Origin of the sequence: Nocardia albiluteola, assembly GCF_018860155.1 — a bacterium.
Classification (GTDB): Bacteria; Actinomycetota; Actinomycetes; order Mycobacteriales; family Mycobacteriaceae; genus Nocardia; species Nocardia albiluteola.
Genome location: NZ_JAHKNI010000001.1, coordinates 431,914 through 452,745, shown reverse-complemented (window position 1 = coordinate 452,745; position 20,832 = coordinate 431,914). Strand labels below are relative to the sequence as shown.

The 20,832-nt window shown below is 67.7% G+C and carries 19 protein-coding genes, 1 tRNA gene and 1 pseudogene; 8 read left to right on the top strand and 13 right to left on the bottom strand.

Features of this window, described 5'->3' with window-relative positions; genetic code table 11:
- Positions 1-32: 32 nt before the first annotated feature.
- A complete protein-coding gene (locus KO481_RS02065; protein ID WP_215915192.1) occupies positions 33-2,390 on the top strand; it encodes an MMPL family transporter in 2,358 nt (785 codons plus the stop codon).
- Positions 2,391-2,443: 53 nt separating this feature from the next.
- Here KO481_RS02065 and KO481_RS02060 read toward each other — a convergent pair whose 3' ends face one another.
- Positions 2,444-3,121: a DUF1345 domain-containing protein gene (locus tag KO481_RS02060; RefSeq protein ID WP_215915191.1), complete on the bottom strand. Its 678-nt coding sequence runs from the start codon at positions 3,119-3,121 to the stop codon at positions 2,444-2,446.
- 191 nt (positions 3,122-3,312) lie between these two features.
- On the opposite strand from KO481_RS02060, the gene KO481_RS02055 reads away from it, so the two are divergent.
- Together KO481_RS02055 and KO481_RS02050 are read left to right on the top strand one after the other, a co-directional pair.
- Positions 3,313-3,606, top strand: coding sequence for a type II toxin-antitoxin system Phd/YefM family antitoxin (locus tag KO481_RS02055; RefSeq protein ID WP_215915190.1), 294 nt, complete (start codon positions 3,313-3,315; stop codon positions 3,604-3,606).
- A complete protein-coding gene (locus tag KO481_RS02050; protein ID WP_215915189.1) occupies positions 3,591-3,860 on the top strand; it encodes a Txe/YoeB family addiction module toxin in 270 nt (89 codons plus the stop codon). The genes KO481_RS02055 and KO481_RS02050 overlap by 16 nt, the downstream gene beginning before the upstream one ends.
- A 72-nt stretch (positions 3,861-3,932) precedes the next feature.
- Here the strand turns inward: KO481_RS02050 and KO481_RS02045 are convergent, their stop codons facing one another.
- On the bottom strand, positions 3,933-4,865 hold the full coding sequence (locus KO481_RS02045; RefSeq protein ID WP_215915188.1) for an LLM class F420-dependent oxidoreductase: 933 nt from the start codon (positions 4,863-4,865) through the stop codon (positions 3,933-3,935).
- Positions 4,866-5,214: 349 nt separating this feature from the next.
- The gene (locus tag KO481_RS02040; RefSeq protein WP_215915187.1) at positions 5,215-5,673 is read right to left on the bottom strand and encodes a PPOX class F420-dependent oxidoreductase; all 459 of its coding nucleotides are present in this window, start codon (positions 5,671-5,673) and stop codon (positions 5,215-5,217) included.
- A 225-nt stretch (positions 5,674-5,898) separates the two neighbouring features.
- Between KO481_RS02040 and KO481_RS02035 the strand changes: the two genes are divergently transcribed.
- Both KO481_RS02035 and KO481_RS02030 read left to right on the top strand, forming a co-directional pair.
- Entirely contained in the window at positions 5,899-6,078 is a 180-nt protein-coding gene (locus tag KO481_RS02035) for a DUF6374 family protein (protein WP_215915186.1), read from the top strand.
- Positions 6,079-6,246: 168 nt separating this feature from the next.
- Complete coding sequence (locus KO481_RS02030) at positions 6,247-7,491, top strand: amidohydrolase (protein ID WP_308166348.1); 1,245 nt, start codon at positions 6,247-6,249, stop codon at positions 7,489-7,491.
- Between the two features lie 270 nt (positions 7,492-7,761).
- On the opposite strand, the gene KO481_RS02025 is transcribed toward KO481_RS02030, so the two are convergent.
- From KO481_RS02025 to KO481_RS02015, 3 genes are all read right to left on the bottom strand, one after another.
- Positions 7,762-8,502 carry a class I SAM-dependent DNA methyltransferase gene (locus KO481_RS02025; protein ID WP_215915185.1) on the bottom strand — a complete coding sequence of 247 codons (741 nt, stop codon included), beginning with the start codon at positions 8,500-8,502 and terminating at the stop codon, positions 7,762-7,764.
- 46 nt (positions 8,503-8,548) lie between these two features.
- Positions 8,549-9,016: a site-specific integrase gene (locus KO481_RS42685; protein ID WP_245400227.1), complete on the bottom strand. Its 468-nt coding sequence runs from the start codon at positions 9,014-9,016 to the stop codon at positions 8,549-8,551.
- A 524-nt stretch (positions 9,017-9,540) separates the two neighbouring features.
- Complete coding sequence (locus KO481_RS02015; RefSeq protein WP_215915184.1) at positions 9,541-10,713, bottom strand: helix-turn-helix domain-containing protein; 1,173 nt, start codon at positions 10,711-10,713, stop codon at positions 9,541-9,543.
- Positions 10,714-10,868: 155 nt separating this feature from the next.
- Here KO481_RS02015 and KO481_RS02010 point away from each other — a divergent pair, with 155 nt between their 5' ends.
- The gene (locus KO481_RS02010; RefSeq protein ID WP_215915991.1) at positions 10,869-11,201 is read left to right on the top strand and encodes a hypothetical protein; all 333 of its coding nucleotides are present in this window, start codon (positions 10,869-10,871) and stop codon (positions 11,199-11,201) included.
- A gap of 343 nt (positions 11,202-11,544) precedes the next feature.
- Positions 11,545-12,246, top strand: a pseudogene (locus KO481_RS02005) (tyrosine-type recombinase/integrase); the annotation flags it as partial.
- 228 nt (positions 12,247-12,474) lie between these two features.
- Here KO481_RS02005 and KO481_RS02000 read toward each other — a convergent pair.
- From KO481_RS02000 to KO481_RS01990, 3 genes are all read right to left on the bottom strand, one after another.
- Positions 12,475-12,562, bottom strand: a tRNA-Ser gene (locus KO481_RS02000).
- A gap of 53 nt (positions 12,563-12,615) precedes the next feature.
- Complete coding sequence (locus tag KO481_RS01995; RefSeq protein WP_215915879.1) at positions 12,616-13,053, bottom strand: nucleoside deaminase; 438 nt, start codon at positions 13,051-13,053, stop codon at positions 12,616-12,618.
- Positions 13,054-13,085: 32 nt separating this feature from the next.
- Positions 13,086-13,625 (bottom strand): tRNA adenosine deaminase-associated protein, encoded by a 540-nt coding sequence (locus KO481_RS01990; RefSeq protein ID WP_215915183.1) that lies wholly within the window; start codon positions 13,623-13,625, stop codon positions 13,086-13,088.
- 58 nt (positions 13,626-13,683) lie between these two features.
- On the opposite strand from KO481_RS01990, the gene KO481_RS01985 reads away from it, so the two are divergent.
- Entirely contained in the window at positions 13,684-14,634 is a 951-nt protein-coding gene (locus tag KO481_RS01985) for a prephenate dehydrogenase (protein ID WP_308166239.1), read from the top strand.
- A gap of 388 nt (positions 14,635-15,022) precedes the next feature.
- On the opposite strand, the gene KO481_RS01980 is transcribed toward KO481_RS01985, so the two are convergent.
- From KO481_RS01980 to KO481_RS01965, 4 genes are all read right to left on the bottom strand, one after another.
- A complete protein-coding gene (locus KO481_RS01980; RefSeq protein WP_215915878.1) occupies positions 15,023-15,622 on the bottom strand; it encodes a putative glycolipid-binding domain-containing protein in 600 nt (199 codons plus the stop codon).
- Between the two features lie 186 nt (positions 15,623-15,808).
- Complete coding sequence (locus KO481_RS01975; RefSeq protein ID WP_215915181.1) at positions 15,809-17,797, bottom strand: ABC transporter ATP-binding protein; 1,989 nt, start codon at positions 17,795-17,797, stop codon at positions 15,809-15,811.
- A 42-nt stretch (positions 17,798-17,839) separates the two neighbouring features.
- A complete protein-coding gene (locus tag KO481_RS01970) occupies positions 17,840-19,660 on the bottom strand; it encodes an ABC transporter ATP-binding protein (RefSeq protein ID WP_245400226.1) in 1,821 nt (606 codons plus the stop codon).
- Positions 19,661-19,922: 262 nt separating this feature from the next.
- A complete protein-coding gene (locus tag KO481_RS01965; protein WP_215915179.1) occupies positions 19,923-20,723 on the bottom strand; it encodes a DUF998 domain-containing protein in 801 nt (266 codons plus the stop codon).
- Positions 20,724-20,832: the final 109 nt, after the last annotated feature.

Below are 20,832 nucleotides of genomic sequence, written 5' to 3'. Positions count from 1 at the left end.
CACGTCCCAAGCGATCGCTAGGAGAACCGCTCGTGTCCGTATACCTGTACCGGTGGGGCAAATTCGCCTACCGCCGAAAATGGATCGTGCTCCCGGTCTGGCTGTTGATCTTCCTGCTCATCGGCGGCCTGGGAATCGGGCTGAAGAAGCCGGTCAAGGACGACTTCAATATCCCCAACCTGCCCTCGCAGCGGGCCACCGACATCCTCGACAAACAATTCCCCGGCATGTCCGCGCAGTTCAGCTTCGACGCGGTCACCGGCACGTACGTGATCGGCGCACCGGCCGGGCAGAAGCTCACCGACCCGGCCAACCGCGACGCGGTCGCCGCGCTGGTGCAGAAGCTCGGCGACCTGAACATCGTCGACCACAGCAAGCCGCTGATGGACCCGATCGCGGCCGCCGAGAAGATGGGCTGCCTGAGCGGCGATCGCGGCGACCCCTCGTTCATCGCGCGCTGCGGACTGGCGCCACTGAACGTGCTGGGCAAGGGCGACCAGTCGACCGCGCCCGCGGATACCGTCGCCTACCTGCAGGTTCCCTTCACGATCAAGAAGTTCTCCGACATCACCGCCGCCGACCGCACCGCGGCCTACAACGTGGCCGACGTCGCGCGCAACGCCGGGCTGACCGTCGAGATGGACGGCACCATCGCCACGAACAACGCGATCAGCACCGGCGCCTCGGAGATGATCGGCTACGTCGTGGCCCTGATCGTGATGATGATCGCCTTCGGCGCGCTGCTGGCCGCCTTCGTGCCGATCCTCACCGGCATCGTCGGCGTCGGCTCGGCCTCGGCGCTGATCATGGCCGGTACCTCGGTGGTCAACATTCCGAGTTTCACCACGATCTTGGCCTCGATGATCGGTATCGCGCTGTCCATCGACTACGCGCTGTTCATCGTCTCGCGCTACAAACACGAACTGGCGGTACAGGATTCGCCGGAGGAGGCGGCCGGAACCGCGATCGGCACGGCCGGATCGGCGGTCGTCTTCGCGGGCCTGACGGTCATCATCGCGCTGTGCGGGCTGAGCATCGTCGGGGTGAGCTTCCTGACGTGGATGGGCCTGGGCGGCGCGCTCGCGGCTGCCTTCGCGATCATGGTGGCGCTGACGCTGCTGCCCGCGCTGATGGGCGCGTTCGGCAAGTACCTGTTCAAGCCGAAGCTGCCGATCGTCGCCAAGCACGATCCCGAGGACAGCTCCGCGGTCACCAACGGCATGCGCTTCGGCCGGCTGATCGGCCGGATGCCCGCGGTCACGCTGGTGCTGAGCATTGTGGTGCTGGGCCTGTTCGCGCTGCCGGCCGCCAAGCTGAGCCTGGGGCTGCCCGGTGAGGACAGCCAGCCCACCACCAGCACCGTGCGCAAGGCCTACGACCTGCGCACCGAGGGATTCGGCGTCGGCAACAACGGCATCCTGACCGTGGTCGCGGACCTGAGCAAGGTCGCGCCGGATCAGCGGCAGGCCGCGGTCATGGCGCTGCACGACAAGCTGGCCTCGTATCCGGGTATGAATTTCGTGACCCAGCCGGTCACCAACAAGGTCGATCCGGCCACCCAGGCCGACAATTACGCCGCCTCGACCGGTGCGCGGCTGATGGCCGTGCCCAAGACCGGGCCGAACGACAAGGCCACCCAGGGCCTGGTCAAGAGCGCACGCGGCGCGGAGGCGCAGTTCAAATCGCAGTACGGCATGGAGTACGGCATCACCGGCACCACGGCCATCTTCGCCGATGTGTCCGCGGCGCTGCTGGGCAAGATCGTGCCGTACATGGCGATCGTCGCCATCGCCGCGTTCATCCTGCTGATGCTGGTGTTCCGGTCGATTCTGGTGCCGCTGACCGCCGCGCTGGGCTTCCTGCTGTCGATGGCGGCCACCTTCGGCGCGACGGTGCTGATCTTCCAGGAGGGCAAGCTCGGACTGGTCAAGGAGACCCATCCGCTGGTCAGCTTCCTGCCGATCATCCTGATCGGGCTGGTATTCGGCCTGGCGATGGACTACCAGGTATTCCTGGTGTCGCGGATGCGGGAGGAGTACACGCACGGCAAGTCGCCGAAGGAGGCGGTCGTGGAGGGCTACCACCACGGCGCGCGCGTGGTCACCTCCGCCGCGATCATCATGGTCTCGGTGTTCGGCGGCTTCATCATGGTGCCGGACGTGACCGCCAAGTCGATGGGCTTCGCACTGGCCGCGGGCGTGCTGTTCGATGCCTTCCTGGTGCGCATGGTGCTGATCCCGTCACTGCTGGTGCTGCTGGGCCGCTCGGCCTGGTGGCTGCCCAAGTGGCTGGACCGGATCCTGCCCGATATCGACGTCGAGGGCACGAAACTGCGTGCGCTGCAGGCGCAGCAGCGTAAGGAGCTCGAGCCGGAGCCGGTCGGCGTCTGAGTTCGACTCCCCTGAAAGGCTGGGCCCCAACCACTTCCGGTTGGGGCCCAGTCTTATTTCAGGACGTTCACCGCGCGGGCGATGACCAGAATCCCTGTCACGAAGGAGATTCCGGCCTCCACGGTCATCATCACCTTTGCCCAGCGCGACAGCGGCATGACGTCGGTCGGGCTGAACGCCGTCGCGTTGGTGAAGGCCAGATAGAAGTAGTCGACGAACTGCGGTTCCCACTCCCTGTCGACCAGCTTTCCCAGCTGCATCTGCGGAAACAGCAGATCGGGGTACTTCTTGCGACCGTGGGCGCGGGCGGCCGGGCCACCCCGGTCGAATTCCCAATACCAGAGCGCGAAGACCAGCACGTTGGTCGCCCAGACCCCCGCTCCGGAGGAGAGCAACACCCCGGGGCTGTTGCTCAACTGCCCGTCGATGAGGCCAGCGACCAGACGATCAACCGACCACGCGGTCGCGACGCCGAGCAGCCCCGAGAGCGCCAGGCTGGCCCAGCGCAACCACTGCGCCTCGCGGTCGATGCGGACCGGATTCGCCACGATCAGTACGACCAACAGAATCAGGGCGAGTCCGGGGATCAGGGCCGCCGGGCGCGCCGTGAGCCGATCCGGCAACACCCACTGCAACGCGATGACGGCGAGCACGGCAACGGTCGCGGCCAGCCGAGACTCGCCCGCGCTGCGCCGCGCCCAGGCCGGAACCGAATCGGTGTCCTCGCTCATCGCGCCAGTATTCACCCACCGCATGCTCCCCGGAGGGCGGGCCGGCTCCGCCCGAGCGTGGGGCTCGCGTCGGAGTTCAGCCCGGTCACGACGCGACCCGGCGGAGATCATGTCAATCGGAGTCGCAAACACGTAATTACGTACGGAATCACGTATATAATCGCTAGCATGGGGCAGACATAGAGGAGTTCATGATGCGCGCCATGCATGCCACCGATGCCCGCAACAATTTTGCGGAAGTACTAGACGCCGCCACCGAAGACCACGACGAAGTCATCATCACCCGCTCCGGCGGTAAGGCGGCCGCGGTCGTCATCAGCCTGGCCGAGTGGGAATCCCTGAAGGAGACTACTTTCCTGCTGAGCAACCGAGCCAATGCAGCATGGCTGGCAAAAGGCATCGAGCAGGCCAACGCAGGGCAAGTGACTCCACGCGAACTGATCGACCCCGATGAGAGCGGCGACGGCGAGTGGGCAGGAAACTGACATTCACCGATACCGGATGGACCGACTACGTCCATTGGCAGCGTGAGGATCGACAGATCCTCCGGAAGATCAACCGGCTGATCGAGGACATACGGCGGCAAGGCAATGCCGAGGGCATCGGCAAGCCCGAACCCCTGAGGCAGATTCTGTCCGGTTGGTGGTCGCGACGGATCGACAATGAACATCGCATCGTCTATCGCGCAGACGATGATTCGGTCACCGTCATTGCCTGTCGCGGCCATTACGACGACTGACTCCTCGCTCCAGCCTCGGTCTGGCCGACCCCAACCGTCCTGGGCCGGGGTCAGCCATTCCGTCTCGGCGAATCAGCCCAGCTGCGGGGCGATCTCGGCGGCGATCAGGTCCAGGTGGTCCAGGTCCGACAGGTCCAGGACCTGCAGGTACAGGCGGGACGTGCCGGTTTCCTCGCGGATGCGGCCGATCTTGTCGACGACCTCGGCGGGGGTGCCGGTCAGGCCGTTGGTACGCAGCTCGCTCAGCTCGCGGCCGATGGCGGCGGCGCGGCGGGTCAGCTCGGCCTCGTCGCGGCCGACGCACACCACGTGCATCATCGAGCGGATGATCTCGTCCTCGCGACCGATGGCCTGAGCCGCCGCATCCACGCGTTCGAATTGCGCTGCGGCCGTGGCATTGTCGGCGAACGGAACGTTGAACTCCTGGGCGAAGCGCGCGGCGAGCTCGGGGGTGCGCTTCTTGCCCGCGCCGCCGATGATCACAGGCGGGCGCGGGCGTTGCGCGGGCTTGGGCAACGCCGGGGCGTTCTCGAGGCGGTAGTGCTTGCCCGCGTAATCGAAGCTGCCGCCCTCGGGGGTTTCCCACAGGCCGGTGATGACCTCGAGCTGCTCGGCGTACCGGTCGAACCGCTCCTTCAGGTCGGGCAGCTCGATGCCGTAGGCGGTGTGCTCATCAGCGAACCAGCCCGCGCCGAAGCCGAATTCCACACGGCCACCGGACATCTGGTCGACCTGAGCCACCGAGATCGCGAGCACCGACGGGTGCCGGAAGGTGGCCGCGGTGACCATGGTGCCCAGCCTGATCCGGGACGTCTCGCGGGCCAGGCCCGCGAGGGTGATCCACGCGTCGGTGGGCCCCGGCAGCCCGGACACCCCGCCCATCTTCAGGAAGTGATCGGACCGGAAGAACGCGTCGAAGCCCGCCTCCACGGTCTTCCTGGCGACCCGCAGCAGATCGTCGTAGGTTGCGCCTTGCTGGGGTTCGGTGAAGATCCGTAGTTCCACGGGCTCCAACGTACCGCCGCCTGTCACCCGGCATCGGATACGCCCGCCGAGTTTTCCGCGACGGTTCGGGTGGCACCCGCGACCTCGGGCAGGCCGCCGCCCTGTACGCCGAGGCGGCCCGGGCCGCCATCACCGCCCCCGAGCGCGACCACCTCACCCGCGAGGCCGCTCGGGTGCGGCAGTCGCTGCGCCCCTGACGCCCGCGCCCCTCTCGTGACGCCCTCTGTCGAGGTCTAGCTGGTCAGAGGCGTGACGCCACGAACGACAGGGCATCGGACTGCAGAGTGTGGGAGCACCCCGTAGGAACCGGTGGACGAGTTCGGCCCGTTGTTCCCGCGCGGCCGTCGGCTCAGGCGCGTGCGGGCTTCTGTTCGTGATCCAGGGACATTGTTTCCGCGGCGGCGTCGCGGGTGTGCACGGTGAGTTGATCCGGCTCGCGATCGTCGTCGATCCCGAAGCTGATGATCCGCTCCGGATGGATACGAATGATGTCTCCACCGCGCCGGTCTCCCGGTTCGAACGGCACGACGATCGCCTCGGCGTGGCCGCGGATTTCGACGCAGCGCACTCGCCAGGGATCGGTCGAGGTGAGGTCGTCGACGACGAAGGCCACCCGCCCGTTGTCGGCGACGTTGCGATACTTCCGGCTGGCGGCCATGTTCATACCGGCCACGTCGAAGCAACCGGTGGCGGGGTCGAATGTGTAGCAGACCGGGCTGACTTGCAGAGTGCCCGTGGGCTGAACGGTCGCCAGTCGGCCGAGCCGTTGAGACGACAGGTAGGCGATCTCAGCAGGGGTGAAGGACATGATGACTCCAAAAGGGTAGATGGACACAGTGAAACCTGTCGCCACCTCCTCCCTGGTTCGACCAGGGTCCCGTGTCCATCTGCGACGCCCTTCTCGGACACGGGATTTGGAGTTCCGGGGCAATACTAACGGCAGGCGGCGCTCGGCGCCAAGGAGCGCACAGCGCGGAGCGCGACACCCCGAAACTTCTATCGAACTTGTGTTCGAATTGCGGTAGAGTGTGGCATGCCTCTCGATCGCCACATCCACTTCGCACAGCTGTGGTTGGAGCAGGTCCGCGATCACCTCGCCGACGCCGCCGCCACCAGCTCTCCGCTCCAGCCCGAACAGCTGAACATCATGTCCGGCAAGGTCGCCGAGGGCCTGCGCATCTTCACCGAGCTGGCCCAGGCAAGCCGGGGGTAGCGCGGTGGTCACCGCGAGTCGCCCGCGCTACGGTTCTAGCGTGATGTTCGCGGTTCCGGCCGTCGTCCCACATCAGCACCCGGACCACTGACGGATCCGCGATCCCGGCCGACGGGCGCGACGCATGTCGATGCTCGTTCCCGCGACAGTGAGGAGCCCGCTGTGACGATCGCCGATCTCGACACCGATATCGCATCCATTCGCAACGACCTGTCCGAGCTGTACAAGGACCTGCACGCGCATCCCGAGCTGGCATTCGCCGAACATCGCACCGCGGCCGAGATCGCCCGGCGCGCAACGGCATTGGGCTACGAGGTGACGACGGGGGTCGGCCGGACCGGAGTGGTGGCGCGGCTGGCCAACGGCCCCGGGCCCACGGTACTGCTGCGCGCCGATATGGACGCGCTGCCGGTGCGCGAACAGACCGGCCTGCCCTACGCCTCCACCGCGACCGATCCCGCCAGCGGCTCGCCGGTCATGCATGCGTGCGGGCACGACGTCCACGTCACGTGCCTGCTGGGCGCGCTGCGCATGCTCATGCAGGACCGGTCGAGCTGGTCTGGCACGCTGGTCGCGGTCTTCCAGCCCAACGAGGAGCTCGGCGCGGGCGCGCAGGCCATGATCGACGACAATTTCTTCGCGCGCTTCGGCACCCCCGAGGTCGTGCTCGGCCAGCACGTGATGCCGCTGCCCGCCGGAATGCTCGCGGTGCACGCCGGCGCGGCGCTGGCCGCCACCGACGCCTGGAAGGTCACCCTGTACGGCCGGGGCGGGCACGGTTCCCAGCCCGAGCGCAGCATCGACCCGGTGGTCATGGCCGCCGCGACGGTCCTGCGGCTGCAGACGGTGGTCTCGCGCGAGATCGCCGGCGGCGACACCGCGGTCGTGACGGTCGGCTCGATGCGGGCGGGCACTCAGAACAACATCATCCCCGACCAGGCCGAGCTGCAGATCAACATCCGCACCTTCATACCCGAGGTCCGCGAGCGGGTCCTGACGGCGGTGCGGCGCATCATCCGGGCCGAGGCGCAGGCGTCCGGCGCCGAGCGCGAACCCGATATCGAGCCGATCACCACGTTCCCGATCATGACCAACGACCCCGCCGCGGTGGACCGCACCGCCGCGGCGCTGCGCTCGAAGTTCGGTGCGGACAACGTGATCGATCCCGGCCCGGCCACCGGCAGCGAGGACGTCGGCGTCTTCGCCACGGCCTCGGGCGCACCCCTGTGCTACTGGTTCATCGGCGGCGCCGACCCAGCAACCTTCGCCGCCGCCCAGCAGCAGGGCACGCTCGCCCAGGACGTCCCCGCCAACCACTCCCCGTTCTTCGCCCCCGTCATCGAGCCGACCCTGGACATCGGAGTCGCCGCGCTGACCACCGCCGCCCTCACCTGGCTCGGCCCGGCGAACTGATCGCTGCGACGTGAAAAAGGCCCCCGACCTGGTGAATATCAGATCAGGGGCCGAAGCGGTGGCGGAGGGATTTGAACCCTCCTCTCACCCCTGGTTAGACGACAGATATCCGCTCTACCTGCAAAAACACATAACTGTAAGTCACACCGAACCACCCTCGATCACGGGTGATTGTGGGCAATTTGTGGGCACGGGTGCGGCTCGATCCGCACATAGAACAGCCGACTGGCGGTAGGCACGTATTCCAAAGCTGCGCTATTCCTCGGATAGTCAGTCGATGCGCGCAGTGATGAAGATGAATTCGCGTCCGGGTCGATCGGGGGCATCTCGGACGTCCAGTACTCGATAGCCATGTGTGAGCAGGCTTGATTCCAGTTCGTCGCGATCGCGGAATCGCAGCGTCGAGTCCGACCGGAGCACGGTGCCGTCGGTCAGGAACCTGTAAGTGTGGGAGAAGGAAACTAGCGGAAGGCTGACGTCTGTAACTTCCATCCGCTGCTCAACCGCCCCGATTCCTGGGACATCGAGAACAACAGGGCGGGTGTCAGTGGCCCACTCTTCCCAGGCGCGACGTTCGGGACGTCTGGTCTCGAACACTAGAAATCCATTTGGCCGCAGGGCGGCGTGGATGGCCTGAAGCGTGCGCGCCCAGTCGCCGTCTGCGAGAAAGACTTGTGCGACATTCCCCGTCATCACCGCGAGATCGACGCCGAGCCGCGGCACGATGGTGGCGTCGCCATGCAGCCAGGTGACTTCAGCGGCTCCAGACTTCGACTTCGCAACGTCGAGCGATGCCTGGGCTGGATCGACACCGACAACCGTGCGGCCGCCCTCGGCAAGCAGAACGGCCAACGATCCTGTCCCGCAACCAATATCGAGAACATGGTCGGCGTGCAACTCGTCTGCGATATCGAGGTAGGTGGCCAGGTCGGCGCGCTCGTTCTCGAAAGCGTCATAGATCGGCGCGAGGCGTGGGTGAGCAAAGCTTGCATCGGGCACCTTGCCGACCATAGACACCTCATGCCGAGGCGGCGAAGGGTTTTCGGCTCTCCCCGATTCACCCAGGAAAGCCGCCCTGGCCGGCATCGGTTCGACGTTCCGCAAGGTAGCTGTGCCAGTCGCGTTTGGCTGCCCGCGCCCACCGCACTGCCGTGACGGGGTGGAGGCCGAGCAGGTCGGCGAGCACTGCCGCAGGTAGGTCGGCGGCCAGTGTGATCATCGCCGTATTCCGGCTGGCGCCTGGGGTGACCGTAAACGCCGTGATCGACTGGCCATCGGCGGCATCGAACAACCCCTGCACCTCGTCGTAGGTCAACGCCCTCCGGCCTGGGCGCCCCTCGAATTCCGAGACATGGCTGACCGAGTTCCACTCATGCAGCACCTGCGTGGGGATCGCACCGAACCGATTGGCACACAACGCTATCCACCCGTAGCGGTCGTCGACGAGATAGTCGCAGAACATGCGCAGGGCCATCTGGTAGCCGCGAACGGTCGAGAACATCTTCGGCTGCACCCCGGAGGCCATGGCGGCAAAGAACGCGTCGACCTCGGCAGGAGTCCACTGCCACGGGGTACTGCCCACTGAACACTGCGAACCTGCGCACCACCAAGACGCGCGCCTCGATCGTCTGCCTCCGCAGGAAACGGGCGCGCTGCTGATCCTCCCAGCCCGTGATCATCGACTCGAACACCGCCGATTCCGGGTCGAGATGAACCACGTTGGGGGCCAGCGACAATGCCGCCGCCGCACTTGCCGGACCCGCTTCGAGATCGGCCACCCCAATTTGTAACAGACGCATCATCGTTGCGTCGGGTTTCCGTGCAGGTTGCCAAGGTCAGACCAAGATGGGGAATCCCCGACTTAGCCAGCTATGCTGATCAGCTGCGCGAGGGATCGCGCAGAACTGTTGCAGCAAATGCAATTCCGCCTAGTTCGCGCACGGGTACATCGAGCGCGGGCTGTTGCTGATTCAGATTGGACGGGACAGGCTGCCAACGGGCCAGTTACAGCCCATCCCCGCCGAGCGATTCTAGCCCCCGCACGCGGCGCTACATGACCGGATAGATATCGCGAAACGCATCCCGCACCACCGCGGCATCCGCACTATCGCGGTCCTCGATACCGGTCACGACCTCGGACACCCGCCAGAAGTTCGACGGCACCAACCGTCCCGACGTCACCGCCGTCAGCGCGGCGTCCGCTGCCTCGTCAGGCTTGCCCGCCGCAACGAGAGCCAACCCGAGATCCAAGTTCGCAGAAGCGATCCGACGCGGCCGGGTGGTCTTCGCGCTCTCCAGATCCGCGAGCACATGCCGGGCATAGGACTCAGCTCCTGGGTCGCCAAGCCACGACAGCGTGGTTGCCACATAGGCGTCACTCTTCGCAGGGTCGTACCGGAAATGGTGTTCCGGCCGGTCAGGCAGGCCCAGCCCGGACACCAGCCGAGCGACGCGCCGCAGGGCACTGTATGTGCCGGTGCGGTCGCCGAGCCGGGCCATTGCTCGCCCTTCCTGCGCGGTCGCCTGAATGAACGCGGAGCTGCCCGTCGGGGCGATCTCCTGCGCCGACCGGGACAGCTTCGCCGCTTTCTCGTACTTGCCGTCCGTCAACTGCTGCCACGCCCGCGTTTCCAGGCACCACGCCGAGATCTCCGGGTGGTCGGCCTCGTCGGCGAGCGTCCACGCCAAATGCCCGCGCGCCGCCGCAGCGGATAGTTCACCCAAGTCGATATGGCATGTGCTCGCCAGCAGGGACAGCCACCCCGCCGTCACGAGCAGACGCCGATGCTGTCCCAGCGTCATCCGTGAATCCATCAGCCGCCCGGCGTAACCGAGGTACTGGCGGATTTCCGCGAGCAGATCTGCCGGCGGTGTGGTCGGATACCCGGACGCCAGGTCATCTACGGCCATTTCGAGGCGTTCGAGGGTGTCACCGCCGACATCCGAGGCTGCGAGCCGTTCCAGCCATTCCGCGGCGGCCTGCGTGCCGTCGGCTGGCTCGAGGAACAACGCGGACCCGATCCCGAGAGCGTCGGAGTACGCGCGGACGTGTTCGTCCCGGATCCGACGTTCCCCGGTTTCCAGTTGCCCTAGAAGGGATTTCGAAAAGTGCGTGCGTGTGGCGAGCGCTGACAGGCTGAGCCCGACAGCTTCGCGTGCCGCACGCAAACGTGCTCCCGTGATCTCGGCATCGCCGAATCCAGGACGCTGGCCCTCGTCCATCCGCACATCGTAGAGCCGTTTGTGGACGCTTGTGGACGCGAATGCATATCGCTTCGGCTCGCCCAGCGGCAACGCTGGAAAGTGGCCCCGCCGACGTGCAGACCCCCGACCGCGGCGGCGGGTGCCTTCCAGTGACGACGTAGGGAGGTATCGGCGTGGGTGGTCTTGCATTCCTGCTCTGGGTAGTTGGCATGGCCCTGATCTGCGCGGCGCTCATCGCCTGGTCCGAGATCCGGTACGAACGCGAGGAGTCCATCACGCCCTTCGGTCCTCGCCCGGAAACACCACCGAGGCGGCCGGATCGGCAGATCATGCTGCCTCCGGTGTGGCCATGCGGCGCACGCCCCGAGATGCCCACCATTGCACAAGCGCACACCGACATGCAGGAACACCAGGAATGCAGCATCGACAGGTGTGCACGCAAACGCGAAGCGCGCTACACCCTGATCAACGCGGGTGTCCTGAAGCCGCGAGGGCTGCGCCGATGAGCAGCCCGAACCCCGACGACGACTGGTGCGACTGGTGCGGCGAAGAGATCAGGGGCATGCCGCACAGGCGCGGGGACCAGGTGTTCTGCACGCAGGACTGCGTGCGGAAATCGCGGGTCGGTCCTCTCCCGACCGTCGTACCTCTCCGGCCCGAGCGTGCCGGAGAGGAATGCGATTGAAGCACGCCCAGGACCAGGAGGACATGCGCGATGGATAAACCGACCACTCCGAGACTGCCGCGCCGGGTGGTACATGCCGGCATCGGCGACGGGCCAAAACATCTCGCGCTCACGCATACTGCCTCTGCCGATGTGATCGAGATATTCCTTGCCGCCCTGGTCCTATGGGACCCGACCTATCGCGTGGAGATCGAACCGGTACCGATATGTGTCTGGCCGCAATGGAAAGGGCCGCTGAGAACGCGACCAAGGGCCGCAAGACGAGCAACGGGGCAACGACCATCATCCGAGCGTATGGCGTCCTGGCAGGGATCCTGGACGGGGCCGTTAAGGCCAAACGGCTCCCAACGAATCCGGCGCGCGGCGTCGAAAATCTGCCGGACAAGGTAAAGAAGCGGCACGTTTACCTGACTGCCGATGATGTTGAGCGGCTGGCGAAGGAGTCCGGTCGACACCGGCTCCTGGTACTCATGCTGGCGTTTGTCGGACCGCGCTGGGGTGAGCTGATCGCACTGCGCGTCCGGGACATCGACTTCGTGCGCAGCCGGATCACGGTGGAGAACAACGCAGTCCAACTCGGTGTCGAACACGCCGAAGGCCAGACCAAGGGAAAACAGATTCGCACTGTGCCCGTTCCACAATTCCTACTGGTGGAGCTGGCCAAGCATGTGAAGGGCCGCGAACCGGACGCACTGGTATTCCCGCACCCGGACGACCCGACCAAGTTCCTGCCACGTCCGAAGACCGAGGACGGCTGGTTCACTGGCGCCGTGAAGCGGGCGAAGGTGCAACCGGTCACCCCGCATGATCTTCGGCACTCTGCCGCGAGCTTGGCCGTGTCGGCAGGGGCGAACGTGCTGGCGCTTGCGCGGATGCTCGGGCACCGGGACGCCAAGGAAACGCTCAACACGTACGCCGACTTGTTCGATGACGACCTGGACAAGCTGGCGCGGGCGATGGATGCGGCCTACGCGTCGAAGGATCGTGGGCACGGCGCGGAGGAGAGTGGGCAAAATGTGGGCAAGGACGCGGGGCGTGAGTTCTGCGGGGAAGAAAAAAGCCCCTCACCTGGTGACTCAGGCGAGGGGCCGAAGCGGTGGCGGAGGGATTTGAACCCTCGGAGGGGGGTTACCCCTCACACGCTTTCGAGGCGTGCTCCTTAGGCCGCTCGGACACGCCACCGCAGGTGACTGTACCGGAATACCCCGAGGAACCGAAATCGCCTGGATAGGGACTCACGGGCGCTGGGTGCGGAAAAAGGCGTCCAGCGTTGCGGCACAATCGGATTCGAGGATGCCGCCGCGGACCTCGGGGCGATGATTGAGACGACGGTCACGCACCACATCCCACAGCGAGCCGACCGCACCCGTGCGGGGCTCCCAGGCCCCGAAGAGCAGCCGTTGCACGCGCGCGAGTACCAGGGCGCCCGCGCACATCGTGCACGGTTCCAGGGTCACCGCGAGGGTGACGCCCTCGAGCCGCCAGCCGTCGCCCACCACCGCGGCCGCGGCCCGCAACGCCAGCACCTCGGCGTGCGCGGTGGGGTCGCCCAGGGCCTCGCGGGCGTTGGCGGCGCGCGCCAGCTCCCGGCCCGAGGCGTCGAACACCACCGCACCGACGGGAACGTCGCGCGGATCGGCCGCCCGCGCCGCAGACAGGGCCGCGCGGATCATGTCCTCGTCGGCCGCGGCCCGGGATTGCACCGTCAGCGGGGCAGCTTGTCCAGGACCGCGGCGAATTCGCCGGCGAAACCCAGGCGCTGCGCGATCATGCCGAGCTGCTCGTCCGGGTACAGGTCGGTCTCGGCGAGGATGACACTCAGCACCGGCTCGGGCAGGCCCAGATCGGACAGCACGCCGAGATCGCCCTCCTCCCAGGGCTCGACGTCGTCGAGCTCGTCGGGGTCGATATCGGGAATCTCGACGTTCAATGCCTCCAGCACGTCCACGGCGATGTCGTAATCGATAGCGGCGGTGGCATCCGAAATGAGCAGGCGGGAACCGGTCGGGCCGGGCCGCAGCACGATGAAGAATTCATCGTCGACATCCAGCAGCCCGAACACCGCGCCCGTGCTGCGCAGCGCGCGCAACTCGTTCTCGGCATCGGTCAGGGACACCACTGCGGCCGGGCTCAGCTGGGTGCATCGCCAGGTGCTTTCTTCGCGGACAACCGCCACTGCGAACCCCTCCACGTCGTCGTATTCGTCCGACGCCGCCCTATTCGTGCCCGAGCGCTGTGCTGCCATGGCCGCAACGGTAGTCCGCTTCGGCACAAATGTTGAAGTCGTATGCGAATCTGGTGTGGTGATCCTCGACCGGAAATCCGCGATATGCGTGCTGGGAACGGGTTTGATCGGCGGATCGGTGCTGCGCGCCGCCGCCGGGGCCGGATATGAGGCCTGGGGATACAACCGATCCCCCGCGGGCGCCAAGGCCGCGCAGGCCGACGGATTCGACGTCACCGACGATATCGAGACGGTGCTGCGCCGCGCCGCCGCGGACGACGCGCTGATCGTGATCGGCGTTCCAATGCCCGCCATCGACTCGATTCTGTCGGACATCAAGCTCTTCGCCCCGGGCTGCGTCCTCACCGATGTGGTGAGCGTGAAGGCGCCGGTGGCCGCGGCGGTGGGCGAAAATGAACTCGGCGCGCGGTACGTCGGCGGGCACCCGATGGCGGGGACCTCCGAATCCGGCTGGGCCGCATCGACTTCCGAGCTCTTCCAGGGCGCGGCGTGGGCGATCGGGGTGGATCCGGGCACCCATGCGCAGGCATGGGCGCGGGTGGCGCGCCTCGCGCTGGACTGCGGCGCCTACCTCGTACCGGTCGTCGCGGCCGAACACGACCGGGCCGTGGCGCGTATCTCCCACCTGCCGCACGTGCTGGCAGAGGCCCTGGCGGTGACGGGAGCGGGCGGCGGCGATCTGGCCCTCGGGCTGGCGGCCGGATCGTTCCGCGACGGCACCAGGGTCGCGGCCACCGCGGCAGACCTGGTCCGGGCCATCTGCGAGCCGAATGCCGAAGCCCTGCTCGACGCGCTCGACGACACTCTGCGCCTGCTGGGCGCCGCGCGGGACAGCCTCGCCGCGGACGGGGTTCTCGGCGAGCTCGTCGACGCGGGGTACAGCGAACGCGCGCGCTACGACACGCTGCAGCGCTGGGAGATCACCGGTATTCGCCCGGGCGATCACGAATGGCTGGAACGACTCCGGGAGGCCGGGCAACGCGGCGGGGTCATCCGCACGCTGGACTGATCTCGGCCTGCCGATCGCGGGCCCGTTCCAAGCGGCCGGGCGCTGGGCTGAAGGTCCCGAGCCGCCGATTGAGGGCCAGTTCCAGTGGCCTACGCGCCGACTGGCTGGAACGACTCCGGGAGGCGGGGCAGCGCGGCGGGGTCATCCGAGCGCTCGACCAGTCCCGGCCTGCCGACTGCAGGCCGGTTCCAGCGCACGCACGCGCTACGACACGCTGCAACGCTTGGAGATCACGGGCATTCGCCTGGGCGATCACGAAGTGGCTGGAGTGGCCCCGATCGGCCGGGCAGCGCCACGGCGTGATCCGGGCGCTGGACTAATCCTGGTCTGGCGATTGCGCACCGAATGCAGCGTCCGCGCGGGCGGAAACCGCCGTGGGATCCCGCCTTCAGATCAGCTCGGCCAGGCCTGGGTAGTCGAGAAGAATTCCGTCGGAATCCACGGTGACTGTCGCGCTCGAGACTGGGGACAGCACGTGAATACCGTCGGGGCCGGCCGAGTAGGTCAGGCTCGCCTCCTGCACCAGCAGATCCGGCAGCCGCACGTAGACCACCGGCACCTCGACGTCGCCGCTGGAATGGGCCAGCCCGTGGCGGCGGATGGGCAGCGTATTGAAGAAGGGGCTCAGCACCACGTCCACATCGAGCGCCCCGGCGAAGGTCGAGCGCACGTGGGTGCCGCCCGCATCGATGAGCCAGTAGCTCTCCGCGTCGCGCGCGATGGAGGCGTGCCGCTCGCCCGCCGAGACGGTGCTGCGCAGCGACAGGCGCTTGGTCATCCCGTTCTCGTCGGTGGTCAGGTCGTACGAGGCGCTGAAGGCCGGGTGGTCCGCGCATTCGCCGGCGATGATCCGGCCGGAGGCGCGGATCCGGTTGCCGGTCAGGACGACCCGCGCGGACTCCATGCGGTGCCCGTTGTGCGCCCGCCACGTGAGAATCGCGGGCCACCGTGATGCCGGGGGCGCCGCGTCCGCGTCCCCGTTGTTCACCGGGGCGGCTTGCGAGGTGCCCTGGGCTGGATTCGTCACCCCTCTACCGTAGGCGACGTCCCGGCCGGGCAGTGCGGCATCCCACGGGCGAACCGCGCGGCGGGGAGCGCCGTGCCGACAATTGCCCTGCCCGCATCCGGTCCTGGTCGCGGCCCGGCCCGCGGGGACCAGCAAACGTCGGCAACGTCAGACCAGCGACTCCTGCCACGCGCTGTGCAATCGGGCAAAGTGCCCGGTTCCGGATGTCAATTCGTGCGGCGGACCGTCCTGGACGATGCGGCCGCCGTCCACCACCAGCACCCGGTCCGCGATGGCGACCGTGGACAGGCGGTGGGCGATGATGACCGCGGTCCGATCGCGCAGCACCGTCTCGAGCGCGCGCTGCACCTGCCGCTCGCCCGGGATGTCGAGGCTCGAGGTGGCCTCGTCGAGCACGATCACCGCCGGATCGGCCAGGAACACCCGGGCGAAGGCGACCAGCTGGCGCTGTCCCGCGGACAGCCGCCCGCCGCGCTTGCGCACATCGGTGCCGAACCCGTCCGGCAGCGACATCGCGAAGTCGTAGAACCCGACCGCCCGTGCGGCGGCGTGGATCTCGGCGTCGGTGGCCTCGGGCTTGCCCAGGCGGATGTTGTCGGCCACCGAGCCGGAGAAGAGGTACGACTCCTGGGTCACCATCGCGACGGCGCGCCGCAGGTCGGCATCGGCGATCTCGCGCAGGTCGATGCCGTCGAGCCGGACGCTGCCCGCGGACGGGTCGTAGAAGCGGGCCACGAGCTTGGCCAGTGTGGATTTCCCGGCGCCCGTCGCACCGACCAGCGCCACGACCTGGCCCGGCGGAATGGTCAGCGAGAATTGCGGTAGCACAGGCGTTTTCCCGGTGCGTTCCGGCTGTGCCGCATCGCCCTGGGACTTTCGCGCCGGGTACTCGAAAGACACCTTGTCGAAACGCAATTCGCCGCGCACGGAACCGATCGGGTGCGCCGTTCGCGGTTCGGGCACCGTCGGAACCTCCTCCAGCACACCGGATACCCGTTCCAGCGCCGCGGCCGCGGACTGATACGAGTTGAACACCTGCGCCAGCTCGTCCATCGGGCCGTAGAACTGCCGTAGATACAGCAGGAAGGCCGCGAGTACGCCGATCTCGGTGTGCCCGTGGATGACCCGCCACGCACCGGCCACCAGTACCACCACGGTTGTGACGTTCTGAAGCAACCGCGCCAGGCCGATGTAGGTCGCCATGCCGCGCAGCGCGCCGGTGTTGGCGTTGCCGTAGGCCGCATCCTCCTGCCCGAGAATGGCCGCATTGCGATCCTCGCGCCGGAACGCCTGCACCGCCCGGATACCGCCCATGACCTCCACGAAATGCACCACGACCTGTGCGATCGCGCCGCGAGTACGCCGGTAGTCCGCGCGCTGGCGCCGCTGCGCCCAGCGGGTCACGTACACCAGCGGCACGAATCCGGCCAGCACCACCAGCGCCAGCGGGACGTCGAGCCACAGCAGCAGGACCGCGATGGTCAGCACCGACAGGATCGCGCTGAGGGCATCGTTGAGGGCCCGTTCCAGCAGATCCTGCAGGGACTCGAGATCGCTGGTGAGCCGGGCCACGATCTTGCCCGAGGTGTAGTTCTCGTGGAACTGGATCGACAGGCGCTGCACGTGCGCGAACATCCGCGCCCGCAGGTCGAACAGTACCCGCTGGCTCAGCCGCCCCGAGACGCGCACGAAGGCGAAGGTGGTCAGCGCGAGCAGCAGCGCGCAGGCGGTGACGCCGCCCACCGCGACGGCCAGCGGCGCCCAGTTCCCGGCCCGCGCGCCGCCCACCCCCGCGTCGACCCCGCGCGCGACGAACAGCGGCACCGCGACGATGGCCGCGTTGTCGATCACGATCAGCCCCAGCGCGGCCATCATCCAGATCCGATACGGCCGCACCAGCGACCACAGCAGCCGCCGCGATCGGGCGGCCAGGGCGAGGTCGACCTCCTCGTCCACCTCCGCATCGTCGTTCTCCTCCGCCGCGACGCCGCGCCAGCTGTTCGCGGCGGCGTCGGACGAATCCGGCACGGCGGCAGGCGAATCCGGACCGCGCAGGCGGACACCCTCGTCCTCCGTGTCGATCCCCTCCGATCCGCCGCGTGAATCCGATTGCGCGGCAGAGATTTCCGATACCATCTTCACCTCCTCAGCAGTTCTTCGTGAGCAGCGCCGCGGGTCTCATTCGCCGGGCGCGCCCCCCATCAGTTCGCGGTAGCGCGGGCAGGTCTCCAGTAGCTGTTCGTGCGGGCCGACCGCGATAATGCGGCCGGAGTCCAGGACCGCGACCCGGTCGGCCCAGGCGGCGGTCGAGGGCCGGTGCGCGACCAGCAGCACGGTGGCGCCGGCCAGGGCAGCCCGCAGCCGCTGCTGCACCAGCCGCTCGGTCGAGACGTCCAGCGCCGAGAGCGGATCGTCGAGAACGACGATGTGGCCGCCCGCGTCGCGCTGCCGATCCAGCACCGCACGGGCCAGCGCGAGACGCTGCCGCTGGCCCCCGGACAGGCTCAGCCCCTGTTCCCCGATCCGAGTGCGCAGCCCCCACGGCAGGTTGCCCACGAATTCGGTGGCACAGACCACCTCGAGGGCCGCGTCGATCTGCTCGGGCGTGGCCCGCGGGTTGCCCAGGGTGATGTTCTCCCGCACGCTCGCGGAGAACAGCACCGGATCCTCGAAGGCGACCGACACCATGGACCGCAGGTCGGCCAGGCGCAGCGCCCGGATATCGATCCCGTCGATGCGCACCGCACCGGAGTGGACATCGAACAGCCGCGGCACCAGCCCCAGCAGCGCCGACTTGCCGCTGCCGGTCGCGCCGACCACGGCGACGGTCTCACCGGGCCGGATGCGCAGCGAAATATGCCGCAGCAGTTCGATTTTACCGTCGGGGAAGCCGAATACCAGGTCGTCGAACCACAATTCGCCGCGCAGCGCCTCCGGGCGCGGCTCGGGCCGCCCCGGATCGGCGATGTCGACCGGGGTGTCGATCACCTCCCAGTACCGCTCGGCGGCGGTGCGCGCGTGGTTCAGCTCCGCGAGCAGAAAGCCCATACCCATGATCGGCCACTGCAGATAGGTGGTCAGCGAGATGCCCGCGATCAGCGTGCCCAGCGACATCGCGTGCCGGGCAAGCAGATAGCCGCCGATGGCCAGCGCGGCCGCGATCCCCAGTATCGACAGCGCGTTCAGCGACGACCACAGCCGGGCCTCCAGCCGCACCTTGGCCAGCTCGAGGTGGCGCAGCGCAAGCGATTCGCCCCGGAACCGCTCGCCGAACCACGGGCCGCGCCCGAAGGCCTTGAGCACCCGGATGCCCTGCGCGGACTCCTCCACCAGGGTGGCCAGATCCCCGGACTTGTCCTGGGCGGCCCGCGATGCGCGCCCGTACCGCTGCTCGAACCACAGCGCCAGCAGCGCCAGCGGCACCGCGATGACCAACTCCACCAGACCGATCTGCCAGCTGAACACGAACAGCAGGCCGATCCCGATCCACAGCGTGGCGCTCAGCGACATCAGCGAGGGCGCGGCATTGGCGAAAAATCTTCGCAGCGTGGACATGTCGGTGATCGCGCGCGAGGTCAGCTGGCCCGATTCCATCCCGTCATGGACCCCGACCGCCAGCACCTGCAGGCGCGCAAAGAGTTTCGCGCGCAGTTCGACCTCGATCCGGCTGGCGGGACGCCCGACCATCCAGCGCCGCGCCCAGGACGTCGCGGTGCTCACCGCGGCCAGGACGGTCACCACCAGCAGCGGCTGCCAGATCGCACCGAAGTCGCGGCGGGCGACGGGTCCGTCCACGATCCGCGCGGTGATCACCGGCAGCAGGATGTCGGACAGCATCCCGATCGCGGACAGTGCCGCACCGCCGAACAGCACGGGCCGGTACCAGCGGAGTTCGGACCACAGGCGCCACAGCGGCCCCCGTGACGAATCATGGTTCGGCACAACCGATCCGGGCCGGACATCCGCCTCGGCCGAGGGATGGACCACGGCAACAGACAAGACTTTCCCCTTCGTCGGCAGAGTGGTTTCCACGCCACGGCGGGACGTGGTCATACGCACCGGGGTATGAGAGTTCAGGCTGCCAGGCGCCCGCGGTCCTGCCAACCGAATTTCGGCTCGGCGGAAATTCTCAGGGTTTACCCATGTTTCGCACGGACCGCTTACAGGCGCGGCTGCGACCGTAGAGCCATGAACACAGTCAGCGAAGTCCTCACCCTCGCAGTCATGATGGCGCTGTTGGTCACGATGGCCGCATCCGGCTTCATGGCCTCCTCGGCCCCGCGCTCGCTGGTGGCCGTGCGCGCCCGGCGCCGCTGACGACCCGCTCGGCCACGACGATCTGCACGGCCAGCGCGACCAGCCACAGCGAGATCGCCCCGATCTGAATGCGCTGTGCGATGCCGAGGGCATAGTTGCCCGCCAAATTGTCCGCGATCAGCATCCAGCTCGTCACCGCGGACCCTCCGATCAAGATCCACAGCCCGCTGCGCCGCAGTATCGGCCAGCGCCGGTACCGGAACGCGGCCGCGCTGAACGCGATCATCGCGACGAAGACCGCCGTCACCGCCACCGTGCTGGTCAGCGCGTGAATCTGATGTAACTGCGGGAACAGCCCGTTATGCGACGGGGTGCACGGATCCGGCCTGCACGTGCGCAGCGGCAACCGCGCGTCGGCGATCGTCGACGCGCCGAAGACCGCGAGCGCCGCCCATCCGGCCGTGGACAGCCGGCGCCGCGAGAACGCGTACAGCCCCGCGACACCCGCCACCAGCGCCAGCACACCGGTCACGGTGTCCGCGACCGAGAACACCCAGGCGTACGGACGACCCCTCGCGTCGAGTTCGCTGAGGAAGGTGCGCACCGGATTCACCCTGATCGGCAGCACGAATTCCAGTAACCACGACGAGTAGCAGATCCCGGCAAGGCCGATCGCGATCGCGAGGGACAGCCGCAGCTCCCGGGTACGATCGCGCGCCACCGGCCGGGCGCGTTCGGGCACGGGCAATGCGGAACGCGACACCTGCCCGCTCGGCGTCACCAGTGCCCGCTTGGTCCATGTCATCGCGCTCGCCCCCTTTGCGTCGTCACACGCTCCGGTTGTGGTTCTCGCGCCTGCTCGGTGCCCTCGCCCTCGATTCGTCGGCTCGTCACTGCCGGCCGCATACCGAACG

Bases quoted from the DNA above. Each gene is read 5' to 3' on its own strand.
- KO481_RS02060 (WP_215915191.1), bottom strand. From the start codon at position 3,121: ATGAGCGAGGACACCGATTCGGTTCCGGCCTGGGCGCGGCGCAGCGCG.
- KO481_RS02055 (WP_215915190.1), top strand. From the start codon at position 3,313: ATGATGCGCGCCATGCATGCCACCGATGCCCGCAACAATTTTGCGGAA.
- KO481_RS02040 (WP_215915187.1), bottom strand. From the start codon at position 5,673: ATGTCCTTCACCCCTGCTGAGATCGCCTACCTGTCGTCTCAACGGCTC.
- KO481_RS02035 (WP_215915186.1), top strand. From the start codon at position 5,899: ATGCCTCTCGATCGCCACATCCACTTCGCACAGCTGTGGTTGGAGCAG.
- KO481_RS02025 (WP_215915185.1), bottom strand. From the start codon at position 8,502: ATGGTCGGCAAGGTGCCCGATGCAAGCTTTGCTCACCCACGCCTCGCG.
- KO481_RS42685 (WP_245400227.1), bottom strand. From the start codon at position 9,016: ATGGCCTCCGGGGTGCAGCCGAAGATGTTCTCGACCGTTCGCGGCTAC.
- KO481_RS02015 (WP_215915184.1), bottom strand. From the start codon at position 10,713: ATGGACGAGGGCCAGCGTCCTGGATTCGGCGATGCCGAGATCACGGGA.
- KO481_RS01995 (WP_215915879.1), bottom strand. From the start codon at position 13,053: ATGATCCGCGCGGCCCTGTCTGCGGCGCGGGCGGCCGATCCGCGCGAC.
- KO481_RS01990 (WP_215915183.1), bottom strand. From the start codon at position 13,625: ATGGCAGCACAGCGCTCGGGCACGAATAGGGCGGCGTCGGACGAATAC.
- KO481_RS01975 (WP_215915181.1), bottom strand. From the start codon at position 17,797: ATGGTATCGGAAATCTCTGCCGCGCAATCGGATTCACGCGGCGGATCG.
- KO481_RS01965 (WP_215915179.1), bottom strand. From the start codon at position 20,723: ATGACATGGACCAAGCGGGCACTGGTGACGCCGAGCGGGCAGGTGTCG.